General features: G+C 58.7%; 20 protein-coding genes and 1 tRNA gene. 5 read left to right on the top strand and 16 right to left on the bottom strand.

All coding sequences use genetic code 11. The features are described 5' to 3' along the window. Nucleotides 1-159: 159 nt before the first annotated feature. Nucleotides 160-789 carry an O-methyltransferase gene (locus tag QP109_RS00290; protein WP_270771568.1) on the top strand — a complete coding sequence of 210 codons (630 nt, stop codon included), beginning with the start codon at nucleotides 160-162 and terminating at the stop codon, nucleotides 787-789. 65 nt (nucleotides 790-854) lie between these two features. On the opposite strand, the gene QP109_RS00285 is transcribed toward QP109_RS00290, so the two are convergent. The 3 genes from QP109_RS00285 to dapE form a co-directional block, all read right to left on the bottom strand. Further along, nucleotides 855-1,019 carry a DUF3117 domain-containing protein gene (locus tag QP109_RS00285; RefSeq protein ID WP_006680905.1) on the bottom strand — a complete coding sequence of 55 codons (165 nt, stop codon included), beginning with the start codon at nucleotides 1,017-1,019 and terminating at the stop codon, nucleotides 855-857. A gap of 99 nt (nucleotides 1,020-1,118) precedes the next feature. Next, nucleotides 1,119-1,847, bottom strand: a complete 729-nt coding sequence (locus QP109_RS00280) for an LOG family protein (RefSeq protein WP_285022574.1) — start codon at nucleotides 1,845-1,847, stop codon at nucleotides 1,119-1,121. A 46-nt stretch (nucleotides 1,848-1,893) separates the two neighbouring features. Next, the gene (dapE, locus tag QP109_RS00275) at nucleotides 1,894-3,024 is read right to left on the bottom strand and encodes a succinyl-diaminopimelate desuccinylase (RefSeq protein WP_285022573.1); all 1,131 of its coding nucleotides are present in this window, start codon (nucleotides 3,022-3,024) and stop codon (nucleotides 1,894-1,896) included. A gap of 274 nt (nucleotides 3,025-3,298) precedes the next feature. On the opposite strand from dapE, the gene QP109_RS00270 reads away from it, so the two are divergent. Next, on the top strand, nucleotides 3,299-4,408 hold the full coding sequence (locus QP109_RS00270; protein ID WP_285022572.1) for a phosphohexomutase domain-containing protein: 1,110 nt from the start codon (nucleotides 3,299-3,301) through the stop codon (nucleotides 4,406-4,408). 72 nt (nucleotides 4,409-4,480) lie between these two features. Here QP109_RS00270 and QP109_RS00265 read toward each other — a convergent pair whose 3' ends face one another. The 5 genes from QP109_RS00265 to QP109_RS00245 all read right to left on the bottom strand — a co-directional run bounded on the left by QP109_RS00265 (nucleotide 4,481) and on the right by QP109_RS00245 (nucleotide 8,278). Next, nucleotides 4,481-5,065, bottom strand: a complete 585-nt coding sequence (locus tag QP109_RS00265; RefSeq protein ID WP_133122002.1) for a hypothetical protein — start codon at nucleotides 5,063-5,065, stop codon at nucleotides 4,481-4,483. 298 nt (nucleotides 5,066-5,363) lie between these two features. After that, nucleotides 5,364-5,957, bottom strand: coding sequence for a 50S ribosomal protein L25/general stress protein Ctc (locus QP109_RS00260; RefSeq protein ID WP_285022571.1), 594 nt, complete (start codon nucleotides 5,955-5,957; stop codon nucleotides 5,364-5,366). A gap of 161 nt (nucleotides 5,958-6,118) precedes the next feature. After that, entirely contained in the window at nucleotides 6,119-7,090 is a 972-nt protein-coding gene (locus tag QP109_RS00255) for a ribose-phosphate diphosphokinase (protein ID WP_101627987.1), read from the bottom strand. Nucleotides 7,091-7,127: 37 nt separating this feature from the next. Continuing rightward, on the bottom strand, nucleotides 7,128-8,168 hold the full coding sequence (locus QP109_RS00250; protein WP_285022569.1) for a bifunctional UDP-N-acetylglucosamine diphosphorylase/glucosamine-1-phosphate N-acetyltransferase GlmU: 1,041 nt from the start codon (nucleotides 8,166-8,168) through the stop codon (nucleotides 7,128-7,130). A 39-nt stretch (nucleotides 8,169-8,207) separates the two neighbouring features. Next, nucleotides 8,208-8,278, bottom strand: a tRNA-Gln gene (locus QP109_RS00245). Nucleotides 8,279-8,400: 122 nt separating this feature from the next. On the opposite strand from QP109_RS00245, the gene QP109_RS00240 reads away from it, so the two are divergent. Genes QP109_RS00240 through QP109_RS00230 form a run of 3 tightly spaced genes read left to right on the top strand, consistent with a single transcriptional unit; the run spans nucleotide 8,401 to nucleotide 9,883 of the window. After that, complete coding sequence (locus tag QP109_RS00240; RefSeq protein ID WP_270771555.1) at nucleotides 8,401-9,036, top strand: TetR/AcrR family transcriptional regulator; 636 nt, start codon at nucleotides 8,401-8,403, stop codon at nucleotides 9,034-9,036. Continuing rightward, nucleotides 9,033-9,566 (top strand): MarR family winged helix-turn-helix transcriptional regulator, encoded by a 534-nt coding sequence (locus QP109_RS00235; protein ID WP_285022568.1) that lies wholly within the window; start codon nucleotides 9,033-9,035, stop codon nucleotides 9,564-9,566. The genes QP109_RS00240 and QP109_RS00235 overlap by 4 nt, the downstream gene beginning before the upstream one ends. Nucleotides 9,567-9,568: 2 nt before the next feature. Next, the gene (locus QP109_RS00230) at nucleotides 9,569-9,883 is read left to right on the top strand and encodes a DUF4298 domain-containing protein (protein WP_285022567.1); all 315 of its coding nucleotides are present in this window, start codon (nucleotides 9,569-9,571) and stop codon (nucleotides 9,881-9,883) included. Between the two features lie 85 nt (nucleotides 9,884-9,968). Here QP109_RS00230 and QP109_RS00225 read toward each other — a convergent pair whose 3' ends face one another. The 8 genes from QP109_RS00225 to QP109_RS00190 all read right to left on the bottom strand — a co-directional run bounded on the left by QP109_RS00225 (nucleotide 9,969) and on the right by QP109_RS00190 (nucleotide 20,088). After that, complete coding sequence (locus QP109_RS00225; protein ID WP_285022566.1) at nucleotides 9,969-11,900, bottom strand: ABC-F family ATP-binding cassette domain-containing protein; 1,932 nt, start codon at nucleotides 11,898-11,900, stop codon at nucleotides 9,969-9,971. Next, entirely contained in the window at nucleotides 11,901-12,881 is a 981-nt protein-coding gene (locus QP109_RS00220) for a 4-(cytidine 5'-diphospho)-2-C-methyl-D-erythritol kinase (protein WP_285022565.1), read from the bottom strand. Further along, nucleotides 12,874-13,965 (bottom strand): 16S rRNA (adenine(1518)-N(6)/adenine(1519)-N(6))-dimethyltransferase RsmA, encoded by a 1,092-nt coding sequence (rsmA, locus tag QP109_RS00215; RefSeq protein WP_285022564.1) that lies wholly within the window; start codon nucleotides 13,963-13,965, stop codon nucleotides 12,874-12,876. The genes QP109_RS00220 and rsmA overlap by 8 nt, the downstream gene beginning before the upstream one ends. Before the next feature lie 105 nt (nucleotides 13,966-14,070). Further along, a complete protein-coding gene (locus QP109_RS00210) occupies nucleotides 14,071-15,486 on the bottom strand; it encodes an aggregation-promoting factor C-terminal-like domain-containing protein (RefSeq protein ID WP_285022563.1) in 1,416 nt (471 codons plus the stop codon). Nucleotides 15,487-15,733: 247 nt separating this feature from the next. Further along, the gene (locus QP109_RS00205; RefSeq protein ID WP_350224198.1) at nucleotides 15,734-16,858 is read right to left on the bottom strand and encodes a resuscitation-promoting factor; all 1,125 of its coding nucleotides are present in this window, start codon (nucleotides 16,856-16,858) and stop codon (nucleotides 15,734-15,736) included. Nucleotides 16,859-17,074: 216 nt separating this feature from the next. Continuing rightward, entirely contained in the window at nucleotides 17,075-17,983 is a 909-nt protein-coding gene (locus QP109_RS00200; protein ID WP_101627997.1) for a TatD family hydrolase, read from the bottom strand. Nucleotide 17,984: 1 nt separating this feature from the next. Then, nucleotides 17,985-19,424, bottom strand: a complete 1,440-nt coding sequence (locus tag QP109_RS00195; RefSeq protein WP_285022562.1) for an alpha-amylase — start codon at nucleotides 19,422-19,424, stop codon at nucleotides 17,985-17,987. Between the two features lies 1 nt (nucleotide 19,425). Beyond that, entirely contained in the window at nucleotides 19,426-20,088 is a 663-nt protein-coding gene (locus QP109_RS00190; protein WP_285022561.1) for a DJ-1/PfpI family protein, read from the bottom strand. Nucleotides 20,089-20,133 lie beyond the last annotated feature (45 nt).

The raw sequence follows: 20,133 nt of genomic DNA, 5'->3' as shown, positions 1-20,133 counted from the left end.
ATCGTTGCTCAACGTCGATCCCTTGGGCATCCAAGGCCCCGGCGGGTCCCTTAATAAGTAACTTTGTCCCTACTAGGCGCCCTCACGCGAAGCGTGAGGGCGTTAGGCTATGCCTAGACATCACTTTCAACTGATTCTTTTATATGGAAAGGCCCTTCGATGGCAGATAAGGCTCAATCTTGGGTGTACGCCGAAGATTACATCGCCGAAAACGAGATTCTTCTTGAAGCCCGCGACGCAGCAAACGAACTCGGTGCTAACCCCGTGTCGCCCGGCACCGGCGCGGCCCTGCGTATGCTCGCAGCCCTGACCGGCGCACGCGCGGTCCTTGAGGTCGGAACCGGCGCTGGCGTGTCCAGCCTGTGGCTCCTCGACGGAATGAGCCCTGATGGTGTCCTCACCACCATCGACTCCGAAGTCGAGTTCCACAAGCAGGCCCGAGCCATGTTCAACCGCACCGGAATCGGCTCCGAACGTATCCGCACCATTTCTGGTCGTGCGCTCGACGTTCTGCCCCGCATGACCGACGGAGGCTACGACCTGGTTGTTCTGGATGCGGACATCTCCCAAACCCCCGAATACTTGGATCACGCCGTGCGCATCCTGCGCCCCGGTGGCACCGTCGCGCTCGTACACGCCATGTGGAACGATCAAGTGTGTGATCCGGCTCGTCGCGACGCTGAAACCGTGATGTGTCGCGAACTGATCCGCTTCCTGCGCGAATCCCCAGACTTCGTGCCCTGTCTGTTGCCCGTCGGTGACGGACTGGCGGTTGCGGTGAAGCGCTGAGCGACAAACAAAACGGGCGTGACCAGCATTTATGCTGGTCACGCCCGCGCTGTATAAAAATCTGCTCAAACCGCCTGAGCGAGCGCTTCCGCAAGAGCCGAAGCTTCATCCGGGGTCAGTTCGATGACGAGACGGCCACCACCTTCGCTAGGGATTCGCATGATGATTCCGCGCCCCTCTTTGGTGGCTTCCAACGGTCCGTCGCCGGTCCTTGGCTTCATGGCTGCCATGTGCCGCTCCTTGTTCCTACTGTCCGCGAACGCGGTCGCGTTACGGTAACGCCCCTATTTTACCTGTAATCACCACAAGTTCGCGAGGAAAGAGACTCATCATCCTCCGCAGGCGATACGAACTACTTCGGCAGGATCGTCAACAATCTTCACAAGATCAATATCTTCGGGGGAAATGGTTCCCTCTCCAATCATCTTTTCGCGGATCCAGGCGATCAGCCCTGACCAGTATTCGGTACCGACCAGGACAATCGGGAAGGAACCAACCTTGCGAGTCTGGACTAGGGTCATTGCTTCGAATAATTCGTCCATGGTGCCAAAACCGCCAGGCATGACGATGAAGCCCTGCGAATACTTCACGAACATCGTCTTACGCGCAAAGAAGTAGCGGAAGTTAATACCCACTGTGATCCATGGATTGAGCGCCTGCTCGTGTGGCAGTTCAATGCCAAGACCAATAGACGTTCCACCGGCATCCCACGCGCCTTTATTCGCTGCCTCCATCGCACCCGGACCCCCACCGGTGATGACACCTATTCCGCGCTCGGCAAGCATGCGCCCGATTTCGTAGGCGGCCGTCCAGTAGGGGTCGTTCTCCGGAGTGCGAGCCGAACCGAAGACCGAGATCGCGGGCCCAACTTCAGAGAGGGCACCGAAGCCTTCAACGAACTCAGCTTGGATTCGCAATACTCTCCAGGGGTCTGCGTGAAGCCAATCCGAGGTCTCCTGCGCCTGCAAGAGCCTCGCGTCCGATGTTTCTTTCGGGATTGCTTTACCGCGCAGGACAACCGGGCCACGCTGGTATGAGTGACGTACAGTTTCGCTCATATTTTCTCCTTGAAATAGTGGCGGTAGGTGGCCACGTCCTTCGATTCTAGTTTCGTTCTTCGCTGATCGACGAGGCCGCCCCAATATAATCAATCAGTATCTTCGCGTAGTGGCGGAGCTGGGAGACCGGAACTGCTTCATCTTGAGTATGAGCTTGAAGCGGATCACCCGGACCACAATTGATCGCGGGGATCCCAAGAGCAGAAAAGCGAGCAACATCGGTCCACCCAACCTTCGCGCTCACGCTGAGGTCTTCGCCTTCTGGTGCCATGACTCGACGTGCTGTTTCGATGAATTCCTGCGCTAAAACAGAGTCCGCACCGGGGCGAGCACCTTCTGATTCGTCGTCAATTTCAAAGAGTGCATCGACCCCATCAAAGTAGGACTCGATGTGAGCGATCGCGTCCGCCGGCGACTTCGATGGAGCAAAACGATAATTCACGGTCAAACGCACCGAATCGGGAATGACGTTGTTTGCGATACCACCGTCAATTCGGGTGACGGACAGGGATTCTCTAAAGTCCAACCCGTCAACATTCACCACCGGATTGCCGAACATGGCGATCTTTTCGATGATTGGCGCTACCTTGTGGATGGCATTATCGCCTCGCCACGCCCTAGCCGAGTGCGCAGCAACACCCGAGACCGTCGCAATCACACGAACCGTTCCATTGCAACCACCCTCAATCTGAGCATTCGTGGGTTCACCGAGGATCGCGAACTGACCATCAATCCAATCGGGATGATTGCGATAGACGCGCCCCAGCCCATTCAAGGGAGCCGCAACTTCCTCATGATCGTAGAAAACCCATGTCACATCATGTTTCGGTTCATTCAGCTTCAGCGCAGCATACAGGGCTCCGGCCACACCGCCGAGCATGTCAACAGCCCCCCGGCCTCGAACCCTCTCAACCCCATCTGTTTCTTCGCGGACGTGTGGCACATTCCCGGAAATCGGCACCGTGTCAATGTGTCCGGCGATAATCACTCGCTGAGAACGCCCCAGGTTCGTCCGCGCCACAATCGCATCTCCATCACGCAGGACTTCCAGATGCGAGGCGCCGCGTAACGCCTCTTCAATCGCATCCGCGATCGCCTTTTCGTCGCCGCTGACCGACGGAATATCGATGAGGTCGCAGGTCAGGTCCACCACGTCATCTGTTCGCAAATGCGTCACGGTTGTCGCCTCTCAGTGCCTCTCAACGTGTTCTTCACCACCGACATCGCACATTTCACAACGGCGAAGACGGCACCTGCTTTGAGGATACGTGGTTGTCCCCACTTCAGCCTCACATGCCCACACATTCGTTGTTTTCTTAGAACGGTTAACGCCGACCTCCCGCCCCTTCTTTCCCGACGCGATGAAACCCCTAGAGGTTTCATTGTGTGGCGTCGACCAATTCTTAACAAAAAATATCCCTATGACCTGCGCAGATATTAGCCTTAAACCCATGAACGACATCGAGGTATTTGCACGTAGTGCTTGGGGGATTGCCGCATACCTGGAACAGAAAATCGGCGAACGTTTCCGCGTGGTCGTCGGCTACGACCACGCGCCCCAAAGCGAAGATGGCGCAGAAACGCAGAACCTGACCGACGTTGCCCGCATCATTGAGGCAGCCGGCGGGCACGCACTGATGATTCCTCGCGCGCTTCCTTCCCCCATTGGAGCCTTCAGCCTACGAATGTTGCTCTCTGACGCGGCGATCATTTTGCGCCCAGCTTCTTCCCCGCGCACGGACGGTATTCCGCGCGTGGAGTTTGCACTCGGTGGACGCGCAACCTCACGCGAAGCTGAAGGCGTCTTGGTCACTGCTGAAGAACGCACCGCAATCGATACGTTCACCGCATCTGCCCCTGCTATGCCCGACATTCCACGCGCCGAATCCGGTTGGGAATTCATCGGCCAAGGCATGGTGGACGCGTACGTGGATCGAGTCGTTCTAGGTAAGCCCGCGACTGAGAAGCAATCGAAGATTGTGTACGCACCCGAATACGCAACTACTCGATTGCTGACAACCACGATCTGCGAACGCATCGGTTTTCGTGATGTTGACGTTATTGGTGCGCCGAACGCTGGCGTCGACGACGTTGCCGCTCAACGAGTTCTTGACCATGCGTCCCAGAATGGCGCTGACCTGGTTGTTATTACTTTTGATAATGGCCGTCGCCTGCGCGTTGGACTCCCTTTTGGTGGGGATAATCCGCACTGGGAGTACCTCGACAACGATATGGTCGCCTACCTGTTGGCATCCGAAGTCGCGCGACGCCACGCGATGGATTCCGACGCCGTGCTGGTTGCCGCCGAGTCGTGTTCGGATGCGCTTGAGCGTGTTGCTACGCGTTTCCACGTGAGCGTGGCTCGTAGTGCCGATTCGATGTCGCACGTTGCGCGCACGCCAGGCATCGTGTTCGGGTGCGATGAAGCTTTCGGCTATTGTTTGGATCCGGCGATGGTGCGTGACGCCGACGGCCTGGCAGCCGCTACCACTTTCGCGTTACTCACGGAAAAGTATGTGTCACGAGGCCGCCTTCTCTCAGACGCGCTCCCAACTTTCTAAAAGGGCAAAGCTTCTCGGTCTCGCATGTGCCTGATACAACCCGCACTCCGTTTAGTACAACCCACACTCTGTTTACTCAGTCGGCGCAACCGCGCAGAGTACGTTCTTCCAGTGCCCCATCGAGGCGCGAGCGCTTGGGGCTCCGGCGTAGAAATCGTCCGCATTCACGCGGAACACCGTGCCACTTGAAGGCTCAAACACCGCGTACATTCCCCTATCCGTGCCACCCGCAAGCAAAAGCACCACATGCCGTGGGATCCACGCCGACCCGGGCGTATCCCCGCCACCGGTGAAAACCAAGACATCCCGGCCTCGGCAAAGAGCGGAATCGACAGCCACACGAAGGTGCTTCCCGCGCACAACAATACGGTGGCGCTCCCCCGTCGCTTTCGAAGCCAACTTCGCCAGCGCCCACGGCGACGTACCCAGCGCCTGAGGCCACGGCACACCCACGCGCGACGCAACACGATGCAGATGAATTTGCGCGCGCTCACGCTTATCAGGTGGCAAAGACAAGTACACGGGATCCGCGTTCGCACGGGCAGCAAGCACAGCAAGCGTCGCAATCCCACACGTCGTTGGATCAGCCTGCTTGGGGTACGAGGCCGGGATCTTCACACCACCCACCGCCGGACATGGCCCGGATGTTTCACTCACTCGTGTTCTCGCTTCGACTCGCAGGATTTAGTTTCACGATTCTTTCAGGCTGTAGCTCGCACTCAATCACTCGCAGTGGGAGTGTGCCCTCGCTTCATAGTCTACGCAGACGTTGAAGGCGGGCGAGGCGACAAAAACAGCCCCAAGAACGTCGCCTCACACGATAAAACTAGACACCCGCCTTCTGGGGCCACTGCTTACCCCGGCAACGATCCGCTCCATGTTCCCCTGGACACAGCAAGGCGGGCGAGCCGCACATACGACCCGCCCGCCTTGAAAGAAAACGCTACGCGCTAGTTCACTCAGCGTCGCCTTCTTCTTCAGCTTCTGCCGGAGCTTCTTCTTCAGGTTCTGCAGCGAGCTCGGAGATAATGACGACATCCTGCTCGGCGTCGAGTTCGCACTCAACGTTGGCCGGCAGAACTAGGTCGGAGACGCGGACAACGGTGCCAGCTTCGAGGCCGGTCACGTCAACCTCGATAGACTCGGGGATGTCGGTTGCCGGAGCCTTGACGGTCACGGTGTGCTCTTCGACATTGTGGGTGGTGCCGGGGACTGCTTCGCCGACGACGACGATTGCGACCTCGACGTCAACCTTTTCGCCAGCCTTGACGGCCAGGAAGTCAACGTGGAGCAGGTTGCGCTTGACCGGGTGACGCTGAACGTCCTTGACAAGTGCGAGCTGCGACGTACCGTCGATTTTAAGCTCAACAAGAGCGTTCTTGTTACCACGAACGATCAGGAACAGGTCGTGTCCGGGAAGGTCAAGGTGGGTGGTTTCGCCGTGGCCGTAAACAACGCCCGGAACCATCTGCGCACGGCGAGCACGACGCGCGGCGCCCTTACCGAACTCGGTGCGGGTGGTGGCGACAAGGATCGGGTTATCGCTCATAAGAAATGTCCTCCTGAGTATTAATGTTTCACGCTCAAGCGTCGAAGAACCCAGGCGACCGGTAAAGATCCGAAAGGCCCTGTCGATAACGGCGGAATAGAGAAACCGCCCTCGCCGGAGCAACTCAATCAGAGTACCCGACGAGGGCGGTGAAAAGCGAGTCAGTCGAACAGTGATGTGACCGATCCGTCGTCAAAGACCTCGCGGATGGCGCGTGCCAACAGCGGTGCGATCGACAGAATGGTCAGAGTCGGGAAGCGCTTCTCGGGCGGAATCGGCAGGGTGTCGGTGACGACGACCTCGGTTGCTCCACATTCAGAGAGGCGACGAGTTGCCGGATCAGAGAGGATGCCGTGCGTTGCGGCGATGACAACCTTCTTGGCGCCTGCGTTGTTGAGGACCTTGACGGCCTCGGTGATCGTGCCAGCAGTGTCGATCATATCGTCGACCAGAACACATTCCTTGCCTGCAACTTCACCGACGACACGGTTGGCGATGGCAACGTTCGGGCGGGTGGTATCGCGGGTCTTGTGGACAAATGCCAGCGGGCAACCGCCGAGCTTCGAAGACCACTTTTCGGCGACGCGAATACGGCCAGCGTCTGGGGACACCATGACGGTGTTGGAAAGGTCGAGGCGCGAACGGACGTAGTCAACCAAAACCGGCATTGCGAAGAGGTGGTCGACCGGCCCGTCGAAAAAGCCCTGTTCCTGCGAGGCGTGCAGGTCAACGCTCATGACGCGGTCAGCGCCGGCGGTCTTGTACAGGTCAGAGACCAGGCGAGCCGAGATCGGTTCACGACCCTGGTGCTTCTTGTCCTGCCGCGAGTAGGGGTAGAACGGCGAGACAGCGGTAATGCGCTTTGCTGAGGCACGCTTGGCAGCGTCAATCATGATGAGCTGTTCCATCAGCCACTTGTTGATATCGCCTGTGTGTGACTGAAGGACAAAGACGTCTGCGCCACGAACGGATTCATTGAAGCGGACGTAGATTTCGCCGCTCGCAAAATCGTAGGCGGTCACTTGCGAAAGCCCGCACCCGATTTCTTTGCCGACCTCTTCGGCAAGTTCCAAGTGCGCTCGACCCGAAACGAGGACGAGGCTCTTCTCTCCACTGGTGACCAATCCGCTCATGCGGCGTTCCTCCCCTTGCTTAAAGAACCCGGATCGGTCAGTCCCGACTGGACTGTCCGATGACGCTGAATGGTGTAACCATCGTATCGGGTGCAACCGATACGTTGAACACGCATGCGTTGTGGATAACCGCACGATTCCCGACAATCGCGGTATCGAGGGTCACTGAGGGACCGATCTCACACTCGGATCCGATCACCGTCGCACCACGCAACACGGTTCCTGGCCAGATTGTTGTGTCGTTTCCGATCTCGACATCAACGCCGATCCACGTGGAATCGGGGTCGATGATGGAAACGCCTTCGCGCATGTGCTTTTCGCAGATGCGTCGGTTGAACTCAGCGCCGAGTTCTGCAAGCTGGACGCGGTCATTGCACCCCTGTGCTTGCCATTCATCGAGAAGTTCCATGGCGCCCGCGCGCTTTCCAGCGGGGGTGGCCGCCGCGAGGACGTCGGTCAGGTAGACCTCGCCCTGGTCGTTGTTGGTTCCTACGTTGGCGAGGGATTCGCGCAGGTAGTCAGCGTCGAATGCGTAGATACCAGCGTTGATTTCGTTGATGAGGGCCTGTTCTTCGGTGGCGTCACGCTGCTCGACGATGGCGGTCACGCGACCGCCGGCATCGCGAATAATGCGACCGTAGCCCGTGGGATCATCGACGCGCGAGGTCAGGACGGTGACGACATTTGCCTGTTCGACATGGGCATCGACAAGGTCTTTCAGAGTCTCGGTACTCAGCATGGGGACGTCACCGTAGGTGACGACAACAATGCCGTGGATCTGGCCAACCTGGCGTTCCAGCTCTTCCAGGCCACATTGAACGGCTCGTCCGGTGCCGGGGATTTCATCCTGATCGGCGATGATAGCGGTGGGGCTGACGCGCTTAATTTCAGCTTCGACAAGCTCACGCTGGTGGCGCACAACAGCAACTAGGTGCGCGGGGTTCAGGCCTTCGCCTGCTTTCAGGGCATGTCCAATCATGGAACGACCGGCAACGGGGTGCACAACCTTGGGAAGAGAGGACTTCATACGAGTGCCTTGACCTGCGGCGAGGACAATGACAGCTGCAGGAACGGTCATAATTTACCTTCCAAAATCGTGGCGGCGACCCACTTGTAGCTCCGCCCCCAGGACTCGAACCCGGACCAAAGGCACCAAAAACCCATGTGCTGCCGTTACACCAGGGCGGAAAACGCCTTTTGATTCTGCCATATTTACCCCTTGCCTCGCCACGTCGGCCAGGTGCAGAAGGCTCGTTCGCGCCACACCTCACACCTTCCGCGCGACCCGATTCAGATGACATACTGACCGTATGAGTGAAAAACGCACGCGAATGAGCGGGTTCGAACGGCGCGAACAACTAGTTGAAATTGGACGCTCACTTTTCGCTCAAAAAGGCTTTGATGCTTCGAGCGTTGAAGAGATCGCATCGAAGGCAAAAGTGTCGAAGCCGGTCGTCTATGAGCACTTCGGTGGCAAGGAAGGCCTGTATGCGGTCATCGTGGACCGTGAAGTTCAGGCGCTTGTGACGAAGCTTCACACGTCGTTGGAGTCCAGCGCCCGGCCTCGTATCCTTTTAGAAAACGCGACACTCGCCCTTTTGGACTACATCGAATCGCACACGGACGGCTTCCGCGTACTGGTTCGCGACGCACCCACCGATCGCACGCAGGGCTCGTTCTCTTCCGTGCTCGGCGATGTCGCGTCGCGCGTCGAATACCTGTTGGCCGAGCAGTTCTCGCACACGGACATCAACGCGAACCTCGCTCCCCTGTACGCGCAGATGCTGGTCGGCCTCATTGCGCAGGTTGGACAGTGGTGGTTGGACGATCGGCGAATGAAGAAGGACGAGGTCGCCGCACACGTTGTGAACCTAGTCTGGAACGGCATTCGCAATATGCGTCCCAGCCCATCGCTGGTCGTCCGATCGGAGGATTGTGTGCAATGACTTCAGCTGATCGCACTTCCTGTCCGGCTTACGAGGCGCACGATGAGGTCGCTCGCATTGTCGAAGCGTGGACGAACGAGCGCCCAGATCTGGATCCCACGCCGATGTTCGTTCTGTCGCGAGTAACTCGTCTGGCCAAGCACCTCGACCGCGCCCGCCGAGCCGCATTCGCCAACCACGGCTTAGAAACGTGGGAATTCGACGTTCTTTCGTCCCTGCGTCGCGCGGGGGAACCCTATGTGCTGACTCCGGGTGATTTGATCGCCGAACACTTGGTGACAAGTGGCACGATGACGAACCGTATTGACCGCCTACAGGCAAAAGGCCTGGTCACACGCTCTTCCACACTTGAAGATCGTCGCATCGTTCAGGTGAAACTGACCGAGGAGGGCAAGACGAAAGTTGATACCGCGCTTGCGTCCCTACTCGATTCTGAACGCAGAATCCTGGCTCCTCTGTCATCTGGCGAGCGCGAAAAACTCGCTGATCTTCTGACAGTTCTACTGGCTCCCTTCGAAACTGAGGAATGACTGTGACCCGAGAATCTGAAGCGCTGGAGCGCCTGCGCCACATGGAAGAGCGCTACAACGAAGCGTGCGCGCTGATGGATCAGGCAGAAGTTGCGCTGGCCACTATTGAGGCACTGGAACAGACAATGATTCCGCTGATGGATCAGTATTCGTCGTCGTGGATGAACGACCGCGAGATCGCAATCGAAGCTGGTGAACACCTTGTTGTGACCGGCGAAGACGAAGTGTGGAACCTCTATGGCCGCCAGTGCGCCCTCATGGCCAAACTATTGGCGGATTCCAGCCGTTTCTTCACCGACGATCTGCTGGGTGACTGAGCTCTTCGTCCTCATCGGTGGCTGAGTCCTGACGACGCCTGGGCTGAGTCCTGGCGGTAGCTGAGTCCTGGCCGCCAGCTCCCAACTAATCCAACAGTTCCGCCACTTCCAGCCACGCTATTTCAAGTTCGTCGATCTCGTCTAGAATCTGGCGATGTTCGGTTGCCACCTGTGTCAGTTCGTCGACCAACGAGGCATCCGTGGCAACACGGGCGCTCAGATCGGCGAGGCGATCAGACAGTTTTGTTTCCGAGGCGCGCAGTTTTTCGAGTTTACGTTCGATACGATCGGCGTCTTTCTTCGCCGTCCTACGAGCGGCGGCGTGAGAGATGGTCGGGGCGGCCTCGTTCCCCGCGGAATTCGAAGCAGAATTGCCCGCAGACTTACCTGCCAAATTCCCGGATACATTCGCCGACACTGAGCGCGCATTACTGCCGGAAGCCGTGAGCCCCAGAGCCTCTTCGCGCATGGCAAGGTACTGTTCGACACCGCCGGGCAGGGCGCGCAACTTTCCATCGCCGAGCAGTGCGACCTGGTGGTCGGTGACGCGCTCCAGCAGGTAGCGGTCGTGCGAAACAACAACGAGCGTGCCCGGGAAGGAATCCAGCAGGTCTTCCATCGACGCCAGAGTATCGGTGTCGAGGTCGTTCGTCGGTTCGTCAAGCAGGAGCACGTTCGGTTCAGCCATCAGCAGGCGCATCAGCTGCAGGCGACGGCGTTCGCCACCCGAAATCTCACTCATTCGCGTGTAGGCGCGCTGACGGGTAAAGCCCATGCGTTCCGTCATCTGCGCGGCACTAACCTCGCGCCCGTCGACGATCGAGGTCTGCGCAACCTGGGCGACAGCTTCGACGACTCGCATATCCGCGAGCGCATCCAGTTCATGCGTGTCTTGGGACAGCGTGGCCACTTCGACGGTTTTACCGCGCTTGACGCGACCGGAGTCAGGCTGGATGTCTCCGCGCAGAAGGTTCAGCAGAGTTGTCTTTCCTGCGCCGTTGACACCGACGATGCCGACTCGTTCGCCGGGCGCGAGGCGCCAGGTGACACCGTCAAAAATGATGTTCGCCTCGCCGTTCGGGCGCGTGAATGCGATCGAAACATCCTCAAGGTCTAGGACGTCTTTGCCTAGGCGCGCGGTCGCCATTTTCACCAGTTCAACGGTGTCGCGCGGTGGTGGCACGTCGGCGATCAAGGCTTCTGCGGCAGCAATATGGAACTTTGGCTTTGATGTGCGCGCGGGCGCGCCTCGACGCAACCACGCGAGCTCTTTGGTCAGCAGATTCGCGCGCTTTTGGGCAGCCACATCGGCTTGGCGGACACGTTCGGCGCGAGCCAGCGTATAGGCGGCGTAAGAACCGTCGTAGATTTCGACGTGGCCAGCGATCTGTGGACGGTCGCCACCCGGGTCGACTCCGGCGACGACTTCCCAGATGTGTTCGCACACGGTGTCGAGGAACCATCGGTCGTGCGTGACAACCAGCAGAGCGCCATTCGTGCCGGGCTTTGCGAAGCGCGCGTTCAGGTGGCGGGCCAGCCATGCGACGCCTTCAACATCGAGGTGGTTCGTCGGCTCGTCCAAGCAGACGATGTCTGATTCGGTGGCGAGTACTCGGGCAAGTGCAACGCGGCGCCTCTGCCCACCCGACAGTGTTCCGATCAGTGCGCGCGTGTCGATGTCGGACAGCAGACCAGCGTGGATGTCGCGGATCGCTGGGTTCGAGGCCCACTCGTATTCTTCAAGCCCGGGGTGGACGGCGTCGACAACACTCATCTGCGGGTCGAGCGAATCCACCTGATCCAACACGACGATGCGGACACCGTCGCGCTTGGTGATAAGCCCAGAGTCCGGTTCCTGAATCCCGGCCACCAGGCGTAGCAAGGTCGACTTTCCAGCGCCGTTCGGGCCAAGAATACCGACGCGCGACCCATCGAACAGGCTGACGGTGACGTCATTGAGCAGTTTGCGCGATCCCGCCATTGCGGCCAAGGATTGTGTTCCTAGAAGGTGAGCCATTTATGCGTTGTCCTCGTGCTCAATCATTGCGCCACGCGCAGCCCCCCACGTCGTGGGCGCTGCGGAGACGCTCGGGAGCTGGGCAAGTTCGTCGGCAATGCGCTGGGCGTCTTCCGCGCTGGTGGCAAGAGCGGCGATTGTCGGACCTGATCCGGAAAGAACCACGGCCAGGGCGCCAGCATGACGCGCGCCAGCAATCGTCTTAGCCAGTTCGGGGCGCAATTCAAGTGCCGCTTCGGTCAGATCATTGACGAGGCAGGGCGCGGCTTGCTCAGCAGAACCTGTCAGTAGAGCGCCCGCTTCATCACTGAGATCTTCAAGAAGCTCCCACTTGCCTGCAGGCCCGCCCATCTGGTCAAGCTGACGGAAAACAGCTGGCGTTGATAAACCCCCGTGTGCCAAGGCGATCGCCCAGTGGTGACGCGGTTCGTCTGAACCGTCGGCAAGCAGACTCATGCGGTCGCCTCGACCGGTTCCCAGCGCGATACCACCGGTCAGGCATGCGGGAACGTCAGCACCCAACGCTCGCCCCATCATCTCAAGCTGATCGCTGTTGAGGCCCAACTCCCAGAGTGCATTGCAGGCGACAAGCGTCGCGGCAGCATCCGCGGACCCACCAGCCATACCGCCAGCCATCGGCACATGCTTTTCCACGTGGATCTCAATGCCGGCAGCCGTGTGTCCCCACGGTCCCATCGCAGCAAGTTTTTGCAGGCTACGTGCAGCTTTGACGCACAAGTGGTTTTCGGGATCCAAGTCCGCCATTGCAGCAGTCGTCGCTTCATCAACCCGGCCGTTAGGCAGGTACGCCGTTGTTGTCACGTGAATACCAAGACGGCGGGACGTGCGAACTGTGACTGTCTCGCGCATATTGAGCGCTTCAAAGACCGTGACCAGCGGGTGATATCCGTCCTCGGTGGGGTGTCCCACGCGAAGAGTCAGATTCACTTTGCCCGGAGCGCTCGCCGTAACTTCACGCATCGGCAGAATCCTGCTGTTGAGCGCCCACCGACTCCGCCCCATGGTCAGCGCCAAGGGCTGCAGTGGAGGCGGCCTGGTCTATTGAGGAAAAACCCACGGACTTGCCTGTACGCGGATCGACGCGAGCAGCAAGCACCCCACACGCACGCAGGTCGAGAACCGCGCGACCAAGGCGCACGAATTCTTCAATGCCGAGTGCTTCACCGCGGGCAGTCGATTCCACTCCGGCAGCGTCCAACAGCGCTTCGGCGGCAGCGGGCGAACCCGCCCATGTCTTCAACGCGGCGCGTAGAGTCTTTCGGCGCTGACCGAACGCCACATCACAGACCTCGAAGGTTGCGTGACGCAGTTCTTCATCGCCACGAGGCTCTCCATCGCGGCGCAAACGAACCAACGCAGAGTCCACGTTCGGAACCGGCCAGAAAACACTGCGACCGATCGTGCCCGCACGCTCAGCCTGACCGTACCACGCGGCCTTCACCGACGGCACGCCATAGGTGCGCGACCCGGGGCCTGCGGCCAAGCGATCAGCGACCTCAGACTGGACCATGACAAGAACATCCGTCAGCGTCGGGAACCTCTCTAGCATCGCCAGAAGCACCGGAACAGCAACGTTATACGGCAGGTTCGCGACCAGCTTCGTCGGAGGCGGCCAATCCACACCGAAGTCATCAACACCGTTGATCTTCGTCGCATCCGCGTTCACCACGTGCAAACGATCAGCAGCTTCAGGCATACGAGCAGCAACAGTCTGCGGAAGAGCTTGAGCCAGTGGCGGATCAATCTCGACCGCCCGCACGCGCGCACCGGTCTGAAGAATCGCCAGCGTCAGCGAACCAAGGCCGGGGCCAACCTCAATGACCTCGTCCCCCGCTTCCACGCCACCGGCGCGAACGATGCGACGAACCGTCCCCGCATCGTGTACAAAGTTCTGCCCCAAAACTTTCGTCGGGCGAATACCGAGCGCATCGGCAATCGCTTTCACTTCAAGCGGGCCAAGCAAGCCGGTTTCAGACGGCTGGGCGCCCTCTGGAAGGGTCGGATCCAGGCGAGTATTCGGAGTGCGGGTACGAGATCGAGTCACCCTGTCATTCTACTGGTCAGGCAGGCTGGACCGTGGCGCGGAAAGTGTGCACTAGGTTGCGCTCGCCATGACAGTGAACGTTGCCCGCACAATTCACGCGGAGGATTAGTACCAGCCGACAGACTCAGAATGAGCCCATGCACCACACGGGTTCTGGTAGCGACCCTTGATGTACTTCAGACCCCATTTGATCTGAGTTTCTGGGTTGGTTCGCCAGTCATCACCCTCGGACGCCATCTTCGAGCCGGGAAGCGACTGCGGGATACCGTAGGCGCCCGAGCTCACGTTCTCTGCTCTGGGGTTCCAGTGAGATTCGCGAGTCCACAACTTATCAAGGCACTGGAATTCACTGATGTCCCAGCCAAAACTGACCACTAGTTCCTGGGCAATGCCACGCGGATCGCCAGCGGCATAGGAAGCGACGCTGACACCGTACGCGGACGCAGCGCGAGCCTTCGCACGATCCGTCGCGCTTTCAATCGATGCAATAACAGCGTTCACTTCGTCTTCGGTAGAGATCGTTCCAAGCTTTGCCGTGTATGCGGTGATCGAGTTGCCCGCACTGTCCGTGGTTGTCTCCAGCGTGGCCTTCGGGTCGATTCCGGCGATAGCAAGCGCCTGAGGGGTCGCTTCCTTTGTACCATTCGACCTGACCTGCGCGGTGGGAGCGGTTGTCACCGATTCACTGATCACGGCGGAAACAACGGGCGTGCCGTTCACACTTTCCTGCCATTGCTTCTGAGTAGCAACACCTTGAACACCCGCTTGGGTAATCTTCGATTCTCCCTTGAACAGGTCCGCAGACTCTTGGGTGGTTTCGCTGAATTCAACGGGGACATCCACATCAACGTATCCGCGAGTCACGCGGTCCACGTTAATTTTCATCGATCCATCAGGCTGGGCACTCACGTTCAGGCGGTCATTGGGAGCCAACTGGACTCCAGCCTGCGCGACGATGTCATCGGGATGCTGTTCAGGAGAGGCCTGGACCGTAGTATGCTGGCCGTCAGCCTGGATCGTGATGTTCTGTGAACGCTCGACAATCTTCGTCATGTCTTTCCTGACAGACCTACGATCCGCCGCAACGGCAACATCGCTACCGAGGGACGTTGAACCTGCAAGAAGAGCCTGCACGGAGGAAGCGGTCGACCAAATCGTCGTCGGCGTCCCATCAACGGTTAGCTTGTATTTCTTCGCGGTACGCACGATGATCGTTCCCCCATCGGGAGCAACCGTGTTCAACGACGGCTGAATCAGATCGTGTTCGCCAACCGCGACACCCGCGCGCGCCAGAACGGACGAGACGCTTCCACCCCACGTCGTGATCGGCTGAGAAACCCCATCGACTTCGAGCGTCAGCTCGGCGCGAGACGACATTATTCCACCGGCAGCAACAACCGCCATCGTCGCAGACGCCACCCATGCGGTGGCAACGACTGCCTTGCGCGTTGGGTGTAATCCGCCCAGGAAAGCACGAGTGGGGTGCAGGACGGTTTCAGAAAGCATCGAACGTGAAATCACGGGGTCGGTGGCTCCTTGAGTGGAATGTGAGTAGTTCACCGGTGTCCACGGTACGTGATTCCAGGGGCACTGCATAGGTGAACAGGTGCAAGGTGATCCTTTACACCCCACTTATTTTAAGAAAGTCAACGCTCGTCTGTGGCGTGTTGAGAATCAATGCTGTTCAGCAACGCGGATTCTACTGACGCTAGCAGGCAGAATCTGTCAGTTCAGCCCACATTACCGGTCAGTACAGGCCCGCTACCCGTCAGTACAGACCCATTGCTCGGGTGCACGCCGGCCACTGGCCCCAGCCTGCACGCGCCTGCAATGCTTGAGCTCGGGCAGTTTGTTCTTCAGCGGATGCGTCGGACGGAAGCCCCGTACCACCAACTGACCGCCAGGTCGACAAGGAGAACTGGTAGAGGCCGTAGTATCCGTTTCCCGTGTTCGTTGCCGGGTTACCGCCCGACTCACACTGCGCAAGGGCTGTCCAAACACCAGAAGAATCAGCAGACAGTGAGTATGCGCTTCCAGTGCCAGCAGAAGCGGTAGCGGTTGAAGCGGTGCGCTCCTTGGTTCCCTTGGCAACGATCTCGTTAGTTGCCTCGGTCTTGGTTTCAGAAATTACGCGGTTCACGGTGACCTGCCCGTCGACTGTTTCGCGGAACAGCTTGCGGGTGATAGAGCCGTTCACACCGGCCTGAACGACCGAAGTTTCGCCCTGGTAGAGGGTGTCATCTTCACGCTCTTCGGTCGAGTAGGCAACCTCCTCGGTTTCGGTGACGGTTTCTCGGCTCACTCGGGTGACCTTCAGCGTGGTCTTACCTTCGCTGAAGATGTAAGAGAAACGATCGAATTCGCCGAGCGTGACACCGGCGTCTGCGAGGACCTTGTCAGCTCCCTTACCGGACGCGGTGATTTCGGTTTGTGTGCCATCAACGTCAAGAATGATCGGCGTACCGTCGGTAACAACGGGCATTTCAGAACGCAACTTGGAACGATCCGCAGCCAACGTAATCGTAGACGCGCTGTTGATGGAGTCCAAGACGCCGTCAATGCTGTCGGCGGTTGACCATGCGGTCAGGTCTTCGCCGTCAATGTTCACCGCGTATGCGGAGGCCATGCGGACTACGATCATGTCGCCGTCGCGGACGCGAGTTGAGGTCGCGGGAGCAACAAGGTCGTGCTCGCCAATATTCACACCTGCGGATTCAAGAACATCGTCAACAGTGGTGTAGAAACCTTCGACCGGCAGTGAGACACCGTCGAGTTCGAGGGTGACCTGATGATGAGCGGAGGCAACTCCGCCCGCGGTGATTCCCACCATTGCAAGGGCAAGCGCGGACGCGCCAGCGATGACGGTTCGTTTGCTCGGGTGTGAAATGATCACGTGGCTCCAGACTTTGCAGGTTCCGCTCGGGTGACTCGATGCGCGCATCGTGTGAGCCGATAACGGACTAACACACTTACCGTAACCGTTTTGTTATCTGTGTGCGCCAGTTCGTGTCTATCTTCACGAAACAAATTGACGAGGTTCATCACCGATCTTGATGCCTCATGGGACGAAGCTAGCGCGTTCTCAACCGCCAAAAAGGCGCACCCACCTCTACTTTCCGTAGACTCTGAACGAGTTTTCCATCAATCGACAGCAGGCCTCTTCTTCACTGACTTCCCAAAGATCGGCGATAAATCGGACGGTGTGAGCCATCACGTACGAAGAGTTCGGCGAACCACGATGTGGGACGGGTGTCAGATAGGGAGCGTCCGTTTCGACAAGAACAAGTTCGCGGGGCATCCGGAGAAGCCCCTGGCGAAGGTGATCATTGGCGGGATACGAAATGGGGCCCGCGAACGATGCATACCAGCCATTCTTTGCCAGGATGTCTGCCAGTTGCCCATCTCCGGAGAAGCAGTGGAAGACAATCAGCTGATCCGCGTGCGCCACGTCATCAAGGACGGAAACCGTGTCATCGTGAGCGTCACGATCGTGGATCTGCAGGGGCAGGCCGGCTCGCTCAGCCATCTGAATGTGGGCGGCAAACGATTCTTTTTGCGCTTGCTTACCTTCGTCTGCGGTACGGAAGTAGTCCAACCCACTCTCTCCGACTGCGACGACCGTCGGGTCACTTAAACGTCGTTCAACTTCTGACAGCGCTTCATCAAGGGGAATGTGATGATCGCGTTGAATCGGGGTTAATCCGTCGGGGGACGGGACTTGGACTCCAGCGTGAAGAGCGGCTTCGTTTGGGTGGATCGCCAGCGAAACCTGGACGCCGTGGAAGGATCGAGCGATCTGAATCATCGGATCGAAGTCAGGGAGCTCGCAGGCAGAGGAGATCTGGCGGGTGATATTCACCGATCGAGCACGCTCAATCTGTTCTTCAAGAGACAGCTTCACACCGTCAGCTTTCGGAATTTCGCCCTCATGAACGGGAAGGTGTGTGTGATTATCCATGACCGGACCCGCCAGCGGAGCTGGAATCTCTGGCCATGTGCGAGGACGTCGTTTACCCACGTCAGACTCCCTTCGGAGAATAGACGGACAATCCGGAATCTGGAACCGGGAACAAAGCAAAACCATCGTCACCGATCTGGACGGGTTCACATCCGCCGATCACGCACTCCCAGACCTGACCAGTATGTTGAGCTCCCACATTCAGGGTCTTTGCGCTTTTGCCAGAATCAGAAACAACAACGCCAACACCGTCACTGGCGTCATCCGCCTGCCCTTGTCTCGCCCAACCGACCACGTGAGAATCGTCGAACGCATCCCACTGGACACCGTACGCGTGCGTCTTACGTAGCTTCATCAGGGTTTCTAGGCCTTCAACCGGAGCAATAGGATGCTCACCTTCGGCTCCAAATAGGTCGGCGTGGAATACGCAGGGGTAGCCGGCCTCGCGAAGAAGGATCAGCGCATAGGCTGCGGGCTTGAACCAACTATCGACCGGCGACGCCAGCGATTGCCCATCCTGAGTGTCATGATTCTCCACGAAGGTGACTGCCATCGTGGGGTCTGCATCCACCAGCGTGCCATTGAAGATTCCGCCCATGTCGAAGGCGCCATTGGCGCGCGACGCGTGATGAAAGTTGAAGTGGAGCGGGACATCGAACAGGCTCAGTCGGCGATCATCACCAATGAACGCCCGCAGTTCACCAAGGTCAGCGCTCCAGTATTCGCCGACCGTGAAGAGCTCCTTGCCGGAAACATCACGCATGCGGTCGAGCCATGCCATCGTGAAGTCGCGTCCCATATGTTTCAACGCATCCATACGCAGGCCGTCAACACCCGTTGTTTCGAGATACCAGGATCCCCATTCGACCAGGTGATCCATGACTTTGGGATCGGTCAGGTGGACGTCGGTGCCCATCAGGTAGTCAAAGTTACCGAACTCGTCATCGACGTTTTCGTCCCACTTTTTACCTTCGAACAGCCAGAGCCCCTTGCGCCCGGTCGCTTCATCCCAGTCGGTCCCGTGAAAACACGTCCAGTCCCATTCAAAATCCGAGTACGCGCCAGCGCGACCTGGGAACGTGAATCGCGTCCAGACCTGGATCTGTTCAGGGTTGCCGACTTCAATGGTGCGATTCTGCTGATCGATCGGGGTTGCGGTTACCGTTTCTGACGCGTCTGCGCCCATCTTGTGGTTGAGAACCGTGTCTGCAAGCACTTGGATCCCGTGAGCGTGCAAGGCCTGGATAGCCTCCAGATACTCTTCGCGCGTCCCATACTTCGTACGAACAGCACCCTTCTGGTCAAACTCCCCCAAATCCCACAGGTCATACACGCCGTATCCGACGTCATTGATGCCCGCCTGGCCCTTATATGCCGGAGGCAACCACACGGCGCTGACTCCCAGGTCAGACAGGTTCTGCGCCCGATCAGCAATCGAACGCCAATGCGAGCCGTCATTGGGCAAGTACCACGAAAACCCCTGCAACAAAGTGCCGTTCATGTCAGTCGTCCTGTTTCACGATTGCGATTTCAACCGCCTTAGCGGCCTCTTCGCCCAGCAAATGGTTCACGAGGCTCAGACCAAGCTGGATAGCCGTCCCCATTCCGCGCGACGTGAACACGTTGCCGTCCACGACAACCGAATCGGTCAGAGCGTGCGCCCCGCCCATTTCGAGGTCCTTCATAAAGCCCGGGTTCGCCGTCGCGTTTCGACCGTCGAGGAATCCAGCGTGAGCCAAGATCGAAGGAGCCGCGCAAATTGCAGCGACAGGCTCGCCGAAGGCGATGCGACGAGCAATCTCTTCACGAATCTTCGTGTTTTCTTCAAGGTTCACGGTGCCCGGCATACCTCCGGGCAGGAACAGCACGGTGTATTCAGACAGGTCTGCGTCATCAAGATGCAGGTCACACACCAATGTGATGCCGTGCGACGACGTGACGGACAGGGAACGGGTAGTCGACGGCAACGACGGTGCGCTAGCAAAAGGATTGGAACGAGGTTCTTCTACGGCCTGGTTGTCTGGTGCCGGAACGGCAATCAGGTCAGCGCGCACTCCCGCCCGATACAGACAATCGACGACCGCGAGCGCTTCCACTTCCTCTAGTCCGGGTGCGATAAGGACGCCGACGGACGCATTGGTTGTGACAGTGGTCGGGGTTGGCATGAAGACCTCCTAGTAGCTTTCTGCCTTCAAGTATCGCGCCGACCA

The sequence above is a fragment of the Pauljensenia sp. UMB9872 genome (assembly GCF_030212665.1).
Taxonomy (GTDB): Bacteria; Actinomycetota; Actinomycetes; order Actinomycetales; family Actinomycetaceae; genus Pauljensenia; species Pauljensenia turicensis_B.
Note: the sequence above shows the minus strand (reverse complement) of the source record. Positions and strands in the feature narration are given on the sequence as shown.